Consider the following 12,287-nt stretch of genomic DNA (forward strand, 5'->3'; position numbering starts at 1 on the left):
CTGCTGACGACGCTGCTCGAACAGCGATTTCCCCGGTGAGCCAACGGCTGGTGGACCCTACGGGTCGGAACAGAGAGTGGCGAACAGTCGGCACCCGCGTGCGTCCCCCGCGCCGGTCGTGCCGAACAGTCGGCACCCGCGACCCCGACGCGAGGCATCACTTAGGTCACAGCGTGGCTGGTCCCGTCTCCGTACATAACGCATCGCCTCGAACCCGCCGCGAGTTTTTATACGAGACCGCCTCATCGTCGACTGTGTACGTCCGGGACCTCCCCGTCTCTGCGGCCATCCGTGAGCAGTACCGCGCGTCGGGGATCGACGAACTGTATCCGCCACAGGCCGCGGCCGTCCAAGCGGGGGTGACAGACGGCGAGAACGTCGTCGCCGCGATTCCGACGGCGTCAGGCAAAACCCTGATCGCCGAGTTGGCGATGCTGACCGCCGACGGGCCGGCGCTGTACATCGTTCCGCTTCGCGCGCTCGCCCGTGAAAAGTACGAGTCCTTCGCCGAACTGCCCGGCGTCAGCGTCGGCATCTCGACGGGTGACTTCGACTCACCAGCGGAGGAACTGGGCGACGAGGACGTCGTCGTCGCGACCGCCGAGAAGGTCGACTCTGCTATCAGGAACGGGGCGTCGTGGGTCGCAGACCTCGCCTGTGTCGTGGTCGACGAGGTCCACCTCCTCGGTCGGCCGCGGCGCGGCCCCACGCTCGAAGTCACGCTCGCGACCCTCCAGCGCCGCGCGCCCGGTGTCCAGATCGTCGCGCTGTCGGCGACCATCGACAACCCCGGCGACGTCGCGGCGTGGCTCGACGCGGAGTTGGTAGAATCGACCTGGCGACCGGTAGACCTCCGTACGGGTGTCCACACCGACGAACGCGTCGAATTCGACGACGGTACCGTCCTCTCGGTTGACGTCGGCCCCGTCGGACCGGACGAGGAGCGAGAGACAGAGGTGACCGCCGCGCTCGTGGACGACGTCATCGACGGCGGCGGGCAGTGTCTCGCCTTCGTCCGCTCGCGGCGCGAGGCCGAGTCGTTGGCGGCGCGCCTGGCCCGGACGGCCGACGGAAACGCCCCCGACGTCGCCGAGGCCGTTCGCGAGGCCGGCGGAACCGAGACCGGACGACAACTGGCCGCCGCGGTCGAGTCCGGCGTGGGCTTTCACCACGCCGGCCTCGTGAGCGAGCACCGTACGCTGGTCGAGTCGGCGTTCCGCGACCGCTCGCTGCAGGTGATCTGTGCGACGCCGACGTTGGCGGCGGGCGTGAACGTCCCCGCACGCAGGGTCGTCGTCCGCGATCTGAAGCGCTACACCGGCGAGGAGATGTCGTGGCTCTCGACGCTGGAAGTCCACCAGATGTGTGGCCGTGCCGGCCGCCCGCACCTGGATCCCTACGGCGAGGCGATCCTCGTCGGCGACGAACACACGGCCGAAGAGATCCAAGCCCGCTACGTCAAGGCCGGCCCCGAGGCCGTCGAGTCACAACTGACCGCCCGCAACGCGCTCCGGACGCACGTCCTCTCGATCGTCGCCTCCGGCTTCGCGGATTCGGCTTCCGAGGTACTCGATCTCCTGGACGCGACGTTCTTCGCGCATCAGTCTCCCGACGTCGACCTGTCGGGGTTACTCGGCAGCGTCGTCGAGCAACTGGCCGAGATGGAACTCCTGGATGTGGACCCCAGTGGCGAGGAACCCTCCGACTCGGCATCGGCGGGGAGGCTCGACGCCGGGGGCGACGCGCTCGCGGCGACTGCCCTCGGCGAGACGGTTTCCAAGCAGTACGTCCGCCCGGAGACGGGCGCACGGTTGCTGGCTGGGATCCGGACGATCGAGTCGATGCCGGACGGGGACGTCACCCCGCTCACCGCGCTGGGCGTCGTCTGCGGGACGCCCGATATGCGGGGCACGTATCTCGGCAGCCGCGAGCGCGCCGAGATCTACCGGTACGCGACGCGTCACGCCGCGGAGTTCGCGACCGATCCCGACGAGGTTGCGGACTTCGAGGAGTGGCTCTGTGCGGTCAAACTCGCGCGCATCCTGCGGGAGTGGAGCGAGGGAGCGAGCATCGAGACGCTGGTCGAACGGTACCGGATCGGTCCCGGCGACGTCGAGTCGCACGTCGAGCGCGCGGCGTGGCTGCTGGGGGCCGGCGACGCCCTCGCGGGAACGCTCGACGCCGAGGTGTCGATCTTCGAGTCGGTACGACAGGATCTCGGCGGATCTCGTTCGGGATCCGCTGAACGACATCCGACGTAGCCGGGTTGTCCGACATACGCGGAGGCCGTCCGAAACGCCGAGACGGCTGCGCGCGACTCCACCCGGCGTCTGTATTTATCAGCCCACGGCGTGAACGAATACGGTATGGCTGGGATCACCTACGAGGACTTCATCGACCTGTCGTACGACCCGGCAGACGCCGACCTCGTCTGCACCTTCCGGATCGATCCGGCCGCGGGGATGAGTGTCGAGGACGCTGCCTCCAGGGTCGCTTCCGAATCGTCGAACGGGACGTGGGCCGCGCTTCCGACCGGGGAGGGGTTCACCGATATGGGCGCGACGGCGTTCGCAATCTCCGACGACTCGCCCGAGAGTGCCGACGCCGACGGAATCGAGATCAAGATCGCCTACCCCGAGGGACTGTTCGAACCCGGGAGTATGCCGCAGATCCTCTCGTGTATCGCGGGGAACATACTGGGGATGAAAGCGGTCGACTCGATCCGGCTGGCGGACTGTGAGTGGCCGGAAGGGCTGACGACTTCGTTTCTGGGTCCACAGTTCGGTTCCGACGTGCGCGGGGAGCTCTTCGGCGTCGAGGGCCGGCCCATTCTGGCGACGGTTCCGAAGCCGAAAGTCGGCCTCTCGACGGAGACCCACGCTGAAGTCGGCTACGAAGCCTGGACGGGCGGCGTCGATCTCCTGAAGGACGACGAAAACCTCACCGATCAGGCGTTCAACCCCTTCCACGACCGTCTGGTGGAGAGCCTCGCACAGCGCGACCGCGCTGCCGAGGAGATTGGCGAACCCAAATCCTATCTCATCAACGTCACCGCGGGTACCAACGAGATGCTCGAACGCGTCGATCAGGTCGCCAGCGAGGGCTGTGAGTACGTGATGGTCGACGTGATCACCACCGGCTGGGCCGCAGTGCAGGCCGTCCGCGAGCGGTGCGAAGAACTGGGACTCGCGATTCACGCCCACCGGGCGATGCACGCCGCCTTCGACCGACTCTCGCACCACGGCGTCTCGATGCGCGTGCTCGCCCAGATTGCTCGTCTCGTCGGCGTGGATCAACTGCACACCGGTACCGTGGGACTCGGCAAACTCGCTAACGAGGACACCGTCGGCATCAACGCCTGGCTACGTGACGACCTCTACGGATTGAACGACGTGCTGCCGGTGGCCTCCGGCGGCCTCCACCCCGGTCTGGTCCCGGACCTGCTCGACGCGACGGGGACGAACGTCTGCGTTCAGGCTGGTGGGGGGATCCACGGCCACCCCGACGGGACTCACGAGGGCGCGAAGGCGCTTCGGGCGGCCGTCGACGCCTACGCGGCGGGCGTCTCGCTCGAATCGAAGGCCGAAGAGAGTCCCGCGCTCGCGACAGCGATAGACGAGTGGGGCACCGAGACGCCAAGATAAATCTGAAGCGAAGGCGTCGTCGCCGACGGTTCGGCGCGGACGGGAGTTTCATTTTTGATTCGCGAAGGTCGTCACTGCGGGCGGTCCCGATCATCCGTCTCCGTGGACTGCGGGTCTGCGTCGGAGAGATTACCTTTCCCGCCGGTGGGGGCACTCTCCTCGTCCACGGGAACACCGTCACCGCCGGTGGGGTCGCCGTCACCGTCGGCCACGACGACGGGATTGTCAGCAGCGGCCGGCACGGGACTGGCGAAGCGGCGTCGGTAAGCTATCGTCACGAGCGCGAACACGACCGCCCCGCTCGTGTTGATCACGAGGTCGATGAGCGTGTCTTCGATGTAGAACCCGAGCGTCCAGTGATGCCAGAAACGCTTGAAAACGAACTCGTAGACCTCGAAGCCCGAACCAATCGCCAGAACGGCCGGAACGACCCAGAGCGGCGCGCGAAGCGTCGACTGCCGAAACGTGAGGCCGAGGAGCGCGGCGACGCCGAGTCCACCCATCGCGTGCGTCAGGAAATCCCACCACGGGATCACCGTGTAGACGTTGTAGAGCACCCCACCGAAGTGAAATGCCGAGACGAGGAGGGACCACCCCGCGAGTGCCCCCCACGCGGCCGTCAGCGAGTTGCGGCGTGGCAGTTCGCGGCGGAGTCGACCGGCGAGTACCGCAGGCCACGAGCGGAGGGCGTGCCGGTCCGGGTAGCCCGACGTCCGCGCGGTCGCCCACGTCGCCCCGAGCGCGAGGAGAAGCGATCCGACGCCGACGACGAGCTTCGGGGACAGGTGTTGGGAAGTCGCCATCGACGCGAGATGACCGACGCGCAGATAAAACCTTTCTGTGGTGGAGCGGCGCCGCGACCGTCACGCTTCCCAGGGATGATCCGAGCCCTCACCGAACAGTTTGCGCATCAGCGTGACGACGCTCTCGGGCGGATACTGCCCGCGTTCGGTGATGATCGCGTCGACATAGCGTGGCGGCGTCACGTCGAACGCTGGATTCAGGACCGTCGGATCGCCGATCTCAGACGCCGTCTCAGGGTCGATCACCTCCGACTCCGCGCGCATCTCGATGTCGACGGTGTGGCCGGTGAGCGTTCCAGGATGGAGTTTGATCGTCTGTGCGGCACAGACGATCGGCGTCCCGCGATCACGGGCATTGACCGCGAGGCCGCTCGTGCCGATCTTGTTGATCACCGAGCCGTCGGCGGCGATGCTGTCGGCACCGACCAGGACGTGATCGACGTCGTGGAGGTAGCGCCGCGCCGCGGAGTCGACGATGAGCGTCACGTCGACGCCCAGGTCCTCGAGCGTGTCGGCGGTGATGTGACCCTGGTTCCGGGGTCTGGTCTCCTTGACGTACGCAGACAGCGACTTGCCCTGTTCGACGGCGGTTTCGACACAGGCGAGCACGTCCGTCGAGTGGCAGTGAGTCATCACCGTGTCGCCGTCACGGAGGCGGTTCGCGCCGACCCGACCGAGGTCGTTTTGGGCCGTGTCGAGTCGGTCACAGAACTCCGCGACGCTCTCGCGGACGCTCGAACGGAGTTCCTCGACCGTCGTCCCCTCGACGTCGCGGAAGACGTACCGGAGCGCGTTCGGGAGGCTCACGGCCGTCGGTCGGGTGTCGTGGAGGACACGGGCGGCGGCGCGGAGTTGCGCACGGAACGACGCGGGATCCTCAGCCTCGCTCTCGGCAGCCTGGACGCCGAGTGCCCGCGCGGCGGCGTCGGCGATGGTCGCCGCCCCCCGGATCTCCATCGAGCCGATGTCATCGGCGACGACGTGGACCGCTTCGACCACGTCGTCCTCGGTCGGAGCACCGTTCATATCGGGTCTTCGATACGGTGGCTGAAAAGCGCGACCCCGCTGTTGGCGTAGCCGCGATTGGGTTGGAAGTGGAATGGGCGCGGCGTCTGGGTGGGCGGATGGTGAGGTAGATGTGGCGTATAAGTGTGAGAGTGGCGAAACCTCAAGCGGAGCGCGTACAACCGAGTCGGACAGTGAGAACCTCGTCGGGTTACAGGTACTGCTCGATCAGCGACCGGTACGTGGACTCGTCGCGGACGCCGACGATCTGTTCGACTGCCTCGCCGTCGCTGAACAGCAGTAGCGTCGGCACGCTGCGGACCTGGAATCGCTGTGCGAGTGGCTGATTCTGGTCGATGTCGACCTTGGCCACGGCGGCGTCGGTGGTCTCAGCCAGCGACGCGACGATCGGTTCGAGCATCTTGCACGGCCCACACCATTCCGCGTGGAAATCGACGAGGACCACGTCGTACGACGAGAGAGTCTCATCGAACTCCGACGCGCCGTTCACATAGATGGGTTCCGACGGGACCGCCTCATCTGGCTGCTCCTCACTGTCGTCGAGCTGCGACGCCAGCTCCTCGCGTTTCTGTGCTCTGATCTCGTCGATTTCGTCGTCCGAACTTGCTTCACTCATCACGCCACTATACGCGCTCTGTGGATAAAATAGTTTTGCAAACTGTGGACAATACAACAGGGCGGCGTGGGCAGGAGTTTACTCCGCGTACAGCGAGTAGGTGATGACGGCGAATCCAACGAAGGTGAGCGCGGCGTCGATGAGAACGCCGGTCGTGATGTCGACGCCGAGAATGAAGTCGAACGTCCCACCGAGCAGGGACCCAAGCGTGATGATTCCGAACCCGATTGCGAGCGCCCGCAACGCCCGGGCACCGGTGTTCCGATAGGCCTTCACCGAGAAGTACGTAATGAGTCCACCGAGGACGAGAATTCCGGTCTTCACCGCGACGATACCTGTTGCGACACTCGCGGAGATTTCTGCGTGTACCATTATGTTTCCTCCCGTACGGCAGTCCAGATGTCAGCGAGCCGGTCCTCGGGTTCCTGATCCGTTTTGACGACCTCGACGTCGAGATTTCTGGACTCAGTGAGCGCGATGCGGACCTCCTCGAACGCCACCGCGTAGGTGGTCGTGTGGTGGCCGTCGGAGCGGATTTCGGTCCCCTCCTCGAGCAGATCCGCCTCGGTCAGGAGATCGAGTTTCCGATACGTTGTCGACAACGGGATATCGCAAACGTCCGAGAGTTCGCTGGCCGTACGTGGCTCGTCGAGTTCCCGGATGATGGCTCTCCCGTCTGCGTCGTCCAACGCATCGAGGACTGACTGAAAATCAGCCGACTCCTCCACGGACGGCTCGCGCGCCATTATATGGTCCGACGGACACCGGATGTATTAATGTCTCGGGACGGATTCGCTGTCGTCACTGCCTCTCACGCCCGCCGTGAGCGCCGTTACGGAGCCAATTCTGTACGTTCCACGCCGAAGCAGACGAATATCAAAGGAGTCCGAGCCGTGAGTCGGGACTGGGGGACCCGTTCACCTCGTGTCGGTCTGCTCGTGCGTGTGGTGATAAAAGTACACTCTGGCCTCTCCCTCGACGAGGACCGGGTCGAAACAGACTCGACGGTATCGCTCGTTTTCGATGAGGTTCACTAGTAGCCCGGCGTCGTGCTCCGAGACCGAGTCGTAGGCTGTCTCACAGACCGGGCATCGGTCCGGGGCGTCGTCGGGGACGTTCATCGTGCCGGGCTGCTCACGCATCGTCAGAACGAACGGAGTCGGCGACTTCTGAGACGGTTTCGTAGCTGTCGTCGGCGTAAGTGATGAAACGCACGTCGGCGAGGGACTCGGGGTCGAAGGCGCGGATCTCCCGCGCAATTAATCGCGCTCCCTGTTCGAGCGGGAACCCTGCAACGCCGCACCCGAGCGCGGGAAGGACGACGGACTCGCAGTCGAGTTCGTCGGCGCGGGCCAGGGCGTTGGTCGTCGCCTCACGGATGCTCCGCTCGGTGGCCTCACCATCCCCATAATGCGGCATTGCGGCCGCGTGGACGACGTACTCCGCGTCGAGGTCGTACGCGTCAGTGACGGCAACCGCGCCGAGGTCTATCGAGCCTTTCGCGACGGCGGCATCGTTCAGCGCCTCACCGCCAGCGCGGCGGAGTGCGCCTGCGACGCCGGAGCCCATCACGAGGCTCGTTCCGGCGGCGTTGACGAGGGCGTCTGCGGACTGTTGTGCGATGTCCCCCTTGACGACGGTGAACTCCATAGTGACCGTTCGGAAGCATCTGCAAAAACACCGGCGGCGCATCGGGAACGGGCAGGCGAGCGAAAACAGACCGAACGCTCTTGCCGCGGTCGGCCCGTTGCGGAGATATGGACGACAGCGCCCTCGACCCAGCGGTCCTGGAAGCCGTCGCCGCGCGGGCGACTCGCGCCGGTGGCGACTACCTCGCCGATGCCTTTCGTGACCGCGACATCGAAGCCGAGTACAGCGTTCACGACGTGAAATCCGCCGCCGACGAGACCGCCGAGCGCCGGATCGTCGACGTGATTGCCGACGCGTTTCCGACCCACGCGATCCACGGTGAGGAGTCGGGTCGGAACGGCAAGCATCGATACGAGTGGGTCGTCGACCCACTCGATGGGACCAACAACTTCGCCGCCGGTCTCCCCTCGTTCGCCGTGGCCGCGTGCGTACTCGAAGACAAGGAACCGCTCGTTTCGGCCATCTACGAACCGCTCCCGGACTCGCTGTATCTCGCGCGTCGTGGCGGCGGCGCGACTTTCGACGGCGAACGGCTGCAGGCCGAGAGCGACCTCTCGCTCCCGCAGGGCACGGTTTCGTTCGTCGTCGGACTCCCCGCCGTCCGGGACGAGTCCCACCGAGCGACCGCCGAGCGGGTGGAAGACGCCACCGGGGACGTCTGCAAGCGCGTCCTCAACACGTGGTCGCCCTGCGTCGATTGGGGGCTTCTCGCGCGCGGTGATATCGAGGGACTCGTTGCTTACCGCCCGGACGTGTACGAACAGTACGTCGGGACACTGCTCGCCCGAGAGGCCGGCGTCGAAAGCCGCGTGGTCGCTCTCGATGGGACGGAGACGGCAGACGAGAACGGGATCGGGGCCCTCTACGTCGCTGCGACCGACGAGGCGAAACTCGACGCACTCGTCGAGGCCGCTTCCGACGGAATCGACGTATGAAGCGACAGTGAACGAACGAGAGAGTCCCTGAGCGATGATGCGTGGGTTTCCACGACTCAGACAGCGGGAGAGACGCCGAATTACTGTCCGTTTTCGTCGCTGTCGGGTTGATAACCTGGTCGGAGATTCTTCCGACATCCGGTGCCGGTGCCACACAGACCTCTCCACTGATCCGGACCGAGAGCCCTGCTATCTGATCTATGGCTCCGTTATCAGCAGTGTTGGTGGGTCGTCGACTGTCGCAACCGGCGCATCACGGTGTTGGTCGATTATGCCAGGTTGGACTGCTCTACGTGTCAGGTGTCCAGTACCGATAGTCGCGAGACTCCGCTGTGTCGAGGTGTAGTTGGTGGAACGGGGACCTCGGCAGGTCTCGACTGACGTGGAGTCGCGTGCCGCGAGTCGCGCAGTCGGCGACGCCGCAGTTCGTCCACGGAAGCGGGACCGTACCGATCGGGTTCCGGATACTGCTCTGATGCTTGAGCAGGGGTGGGGTGGGAGAGGGGTGTACCTCCGACGCTTCGCGGGATACCAGTTCTACCGGTACCCGTTACGTATTCGGGTGGGAAATGTTGTAAATTTGAACCCGATACATATACCCGGTGGACGGCTCCGACGCCTATACGTAGGGTCTCGAACCATACACGGTCGGTGCCCCCGATGTCGGCGGTGGCATTTGCGCCGCAGCGACCCCTGGCACAACAGGTCCCCTCAGTGCAGTCGGACTCCAAGCGCCGCGGTGAGAGTCGAGGATGATTCGTCCTGTCGGAACCCCAGTCGGGATCGTTTCCGCGACCGGACCGTCGCTGTCTGCCGAGTGGATACTGCCGGAACAGGCGAGTCGAGAGATCCGGAGTAACTGTGACCCGCAGCGCCGAGCGCTCGGAGGTGCGGAAGACCCCCCACGGATATCGCCGAGTGGGTGTTACGACGCTCACAATGGTATCTTTCGTCCGCTGTCAGGCGCTCTGCTCGGCTGAATCAATCGCACCCGATGCCGGAATCGTGTTGTACACCGGAGGATCTCGACGGACGGCGGTTGTGGCCATCCCAGTCTACGGTTTCGGACGAGACGGATTCACAAGCGGTTGAATCGGCTGTGTTCACCTTCGATTGTCACCGACGAGAGAGGGTGGCACTGGTTGGCCCCTCTGTCCGCTACTCGTCTCGATCCCGCTCCGTCGAAGCCAGTGCGAACACAGACATCAGTACGAAAACCGCGATGAGAGCACCGAAGACCCCGAAGCCTGGCACCCGTTGTGCCGTCTCTGTGGCCGCGGTCGTCTCAGTCGCCGCTGTTGTCCCCGTCGGGGTCGTGGTCGGCGTCGAAGTTGTGGTCACCGTCGGCGTCGAGGGTGTAGTCACCGTGGGGGTTGGAGTCGGCGTCGGAGTTGTGGTCGGTGTCTCGGATGCGCTCTCGCTGCTGTCCCCGTCTCCACCACCGCCACCGGAATTTTTTACACTCGCCGGTGATGCGTCGGTCTCGGCGACCACGAACAGCGAGAAGCCAGGGGTTTGGGCCTCGAGTGTGATGTCCGTGCCCCTCGACTCAACGACGGTTGTCGTGAGCGCTTCGTACCCCGTGTCGTTGTATCGCGTGACGACGAGGCCGGTCGGGTCGCCGATGACCGCCTTCGGGATAGTAAACTGAATCGACGCGCTCGTGTCGGCGAGTGCTGAACCCGGATCGATGTTGAACGCCGAAACCATCGTGTCGTCGTCGTCAACGACGTTGATGTCAGTCCGCAGGGCGGACAAATTCTGCCCCTGGGTATCGGGCAGGGTGTCGACCGTGGAGACGTTGACCACCCTACCAGTAGTATCGGCATCAGGGGTTATGCTGAGTTCCGTGGTGTTTGTTGCCTCGGTCGAAACGGTCGCCGTGCCGGTGTTGAACGCCGTCAACGTCAGAACGAGACGGTCGGACGTCGGCAGCACGTCGTCAGGGTCGGCGTTACCGTCCACTTCAGTCACGTTGGCCCGATACGTCTTCGACGATCCGCTCGCGACGTCGGCCTCCACCGAGGTGGTATAGCTGAACGTCCCGTCGGCGTTCGCCGTCTCAGTGAATTCACCGACAGTGACGTCGGCTCCGGTCCCGATTGTCGCATTTCCGAGCGAAACGTTCAGCGAGGATCCGGAGACGTCGCCGGTCGTCGTGACACTCAGATTCAGCGACTGTCCGCTCGGATTGGAGAGCGAAACGTTGGCAACCGTCTCATTCGTCGTCGTCGTGACGTCGTTGTTCGATAGCAGCGTCTGCAACCGCGTGTTCACCGGTGCAACGTCCCCAGCGGCGATATCGGAACGGCCGCCGGACGTCGCGTCGATCCGCGCGTCGGGCGGTGTCGACGCCGAGATCGTGTTGTCCGAGACCGCACCGACGCGGTCGAGGTCGAGCGCAATCTGCGACGCCGAGACGGTGTTGTTGCGGAATGTCACTCCGTCGGCATCCGCGAACTCGAATCCGGGTTGCTTGCCGTTGTACCGTGATACCGGCGCATTGATCGTGTTGGTAGCGATCACGCTGCTGCCGCCGAGATCCTCGTACCCGCCGACGAACACGCCGGCCGGCGTTCCGGCGGTAACCTGCTTGACCGTGTTGTTCCGGACGGTGAAGTTCCGCGGACCGATGCGCTCACCGGTGCCGTCGTCGTCGATATCGTACCCGTTGCCGCTAAACGAACCGCCGTTCTCGGTGAACGTCACCGCGAGAGCGTTCCCAGCGCTTCCATCGTCTGCCGCAGTGATTCCGGAGACGTTGTTGCGCTCGACGAGCACGTCCTCGAACTCACCGCTGACGGAGATGCCCTTCGTTCGGCTGTTGTCGCCACCGTCGATATTCGAGATGCTGTTGTTGACGATGTCGGTGTCGGTGGCCGGCGGGCTGGATCCATCGGTCACGTCAGCCCCGCTGCTGTCCTTGCCGAACCCCGCATCGCCGGTGAAGCTCTTGAGCGTGATTCCGACCGCGTTGGTGTACCCGCTCGATTGGACGTTCGAGATACTGTTGTTCCTGATCTCGATTCCGGGGTTGCCCGCGGTGCCGTAGTCACCACGGATACTGATTCCTGCTGGACCACCCGTGAGGGATCCTCCAGTGGACTGAGTCGATATGTTTTGTACGACGTTGTCCCGGGCGACGAGTCCGCCGATTCCGTCGGAGTTCGAGTTGGTCGATCCGGTCCCGGCGAAGATACCGAACTTCCCGTTCGGATTCCGCACAGTGAACCCCTCGACTGTGACGTTTCGAACGGGGCCGTTCCCGTCGTCGACGTGGATCGCGGCGTGCGGCTGACTCCCGGTGTTCACGCCGTCGCCAACGACCGTCGGACCGTTCACGCCCGTGAGGGTGACGTTCGGCGTCTGGACCGTGACCGACTCCGTGTACGTCCCGTTTCGCACACGTATCGTGTCGCCGCTCGTCGCTGCGTCGACCGCTGCCTGGATCGTGTCGAACTCGCCGCCGAGTCCGGCGTCAACCACCAGCCGGCCGTCGACCCCTGCGGGTGCGGTCGTCGAGATGCTGTTGGTTTCGGTCACGTTCACCAGTCCCGTCGCGAGCGTCGACTCGCCATTGAGGCTCCCGCCGCCGCCGAGGTTGTCCGTTCCG

Annotated in this window: 11 protein-coding genes; 3 read left to right on the top strand and 8 right to left on the bottom strand. The window is 64.9% G+C overall.

Going from position 1 to position 12,287, the window contains the following annotated elements:
* Positions 1–254: 254 nt before the first annotated feature.
* A complete protein-coding gene (locus tag ABEI27_RS14760; RefSeq protein ID WP_375800172.1) occupies positions 255–2,261 on the top strand; it encodes a DEAD/DEAH box helicase in 2,007 nt (668 codons plus the stop codon).
* Positions 2,262–2,366: 105 nt separating this feature from the next.
* A complete protein-coding gene (gene rbcL / locus ABEI27_RS14765) occupies positions 2,367–3,644 on the top strand; it encodes a type III ribulose-bisphosphate carboxylase (RefSeq protein ID WP_375800173.1) in 1,278 nt (425 codons plus the stop codon).
* A gap of 71 nt (positions 3,645–3,715) precedes the next feature.
* On the opposite strand, the gene ABEI27_RS14770 is transcribed toward rbcL, so the two are convergent.
* The 7 genes from ABEI27_RS14770 to ABEI27_RS14800 form a co-directional block, all read right to left on the bottom strand.
* Complete coding sequence (locus tag ABEI27_RS14770) at positions 3,716–4,447, bottom strand: hypothetical protein (RefSeq protein ID WP_375800174.1); 732 nt, start codon at positions 4,445–4,447, stop codon at positions 3,716–3,718.
* A gap of 60 nt (positions 4,448–4,507) precedes the next feature.
* Positions 4,508–5,473 (bottom strand): ribose 1,5-bisphosphate isomerase, encoded by a 966-nt coding sequence (locus ABEI27_RS14775; RefSeq protein WP_375800175.1) that lies wholly within the window; start codon positions 5,471–5,473, stop codon positions 4,508–4,510.
* 190 nt (positions 5,474–5,663) lie between these two features.
* Positions 5,664–6,089 (bottom strand): thioredoxin, encoded by a 426-nt coding sequence (gene trxA, locus ABEI27_RS14780; RefSeq protein WP_375800176.1) that lies wholly within the window; start codon positions 6,087–6,089, stop codon positions 5,664–5,666.
* A 78-nt stretch (positions 6,090–6,167) separates the two neighbouring features.
* Positions 6,168–6,461, bottom strand: a complete 294-nt coding sequence (locus tag ABEI27_RS14785) for a hypothetical protein (RefSeq protein WP_375800177.1) — start codon at positions 6,459–6,461, stop codon at positions 6,168–6,170.
* Complete coding sequence (locus tag ABEI27_RS14790; protein ID WP_375800178.1) at positions 6,461–6,835, bottom strand: helix-turn-helix domain-containing protein; 375 nt, start codon at positions 6,833–6,835, stop codon at positions 6,461–6,463. Before ABEI27_RS14790 ends, ABEI27_RS14785 begins: the two co-directional genes overlap by 1 nt.
* A gap of 171 nt (positions 6,836–7,006) precedes the next feature.
* Positions 7,007–7,231 (bottom strand): hypothetical protein, encoded by a 225-nt coding sequence (locus ABEI27_RS14795; protein ID WP_375800179.1) that lies wholly within the window; start codon positions 7,229–7,231, stop codon positions 7,007–7,009.
* On the bottom strand, positions 7,224–7,739 hold the full coding sequence (locus ABEI27_RS14800; RefSeq protein ID WP_375800180.1) for a macro domain-containing protein: 516 nt from the start codon (positions 7,737–7,739) through the stop codon (positions 7,224–7,226). The genes ABEI27_RS14795 and ABEI27_RS14800 overlap by 8 nt, the downstream gene beginning before the upstream one ends.
* 107 nt (positions 7,740–7,846) lie before the next feature.
* Between ABEI27_RS14800 and ABEI27_RS14805 the strand changes: the two genes are divergently transcribed.
* The gene (locus ABEI27_RS14805) at positions 7,847–8,674 is read left to right on the top strand and encodes an inositol monophosphatase family protein (protein ID WP_375800181.1); all 828 of its coding nucleotides are present in this window, start codon (positions 7,847–7,849) and stop codon (positions 8,672–8,674) included.
* A gap of 1,158 nt (positions 8,675–9,832) precedes the next feature.
* Here the strand turns inward: ABEI27_RS14805 and ABEI27_RS14810 are convergent.
* Positions 9,833–12,287: hypothetical protein (locus tag ABEI27_RS14810; protein ID WP_375800182.1), on the bottom strand; the 2,455-nt coding region annotated here is incomplete at its 5' end.

It is taken from the genome of Halobellus sp., assembly GCF_042218505.1.
Classification (GTDB): Archaea; Halobacteriota; Halobacteria; order Halobacteriales; family Haloferacaceae; genus Haloquadratum.

What these genes read in the sequence shown, in the direction of transcription:
- rbcL (WP_375800173.1), top strand. Translation starts at nt 2,367, where the DNA reads ATGGCTGGGATCACCTACGAGGACTTCATCGACCTGTCGTACGACCCG.
- ABEI27_RS14770 (WP_375800174.1), bottom strand. Translation starts at nt 4,447, where the DNA reads ATGGCGACTTCCCAACACCTGTCCCCGAAGCTCGTCGTCGGCGTCGGA.
- ABEI27_RS14775 (WP_375800175.1), bottom strand. Translation starts at nt 5,473, where the DNA reads ATGAACGGTGCTCCGACCGAGGACGACGTGGTCGAAGCGGTCCACGTC.
- trxA (WP_375800176.1), bottom strand. Translation starts at nt 6,089, where the DNA reads ATGAGTGAAGCAAGTTCGGACGACGAAATCGACGAGATCAGAGCACAG.
- ABEI27_RS14785 (WP_375800177.1), bottom strand. Translation starts at nt 6,461, where the DNA reads ATGGTACACGCAGAAATCTCCGCGAGTGTCGCAACAGGTATCGTCGCG.
- ABEI27_RS14790 (WP_375800178.1), bottom strand. Translation starts at nt 6,835, where the DNA reads ATGGCGCGCGAGCCGTCCGTGGAGGAGTCGGCTGATTTTCAGTCAGTC.
- ABEI27_RS14795 (WP_375800179.1), bottom strand. Translation starts at nt 7,231, where the DNA reads ATGCGTGAGCAGCCCGGCACGATGAACGTCCCCGACGACGCCCCGGAC.
- ABEI27_RS14800 (WP_375800180.1), bottom strand. Translation starts at nt 7,739, where the DNA reads ATGGAGTTCACCGTCGTCAAGGGGGACATCGCACAACAGTCCGCAGAC.
- ABEI27_RS14805 (WP_375800181.1), top strand. Translation starts at nt 7,847, where the DNA reads ATGGACGACAGCGCCCTCGACCCAGCGGTCCTGGAAGCCGTCGCCGCG.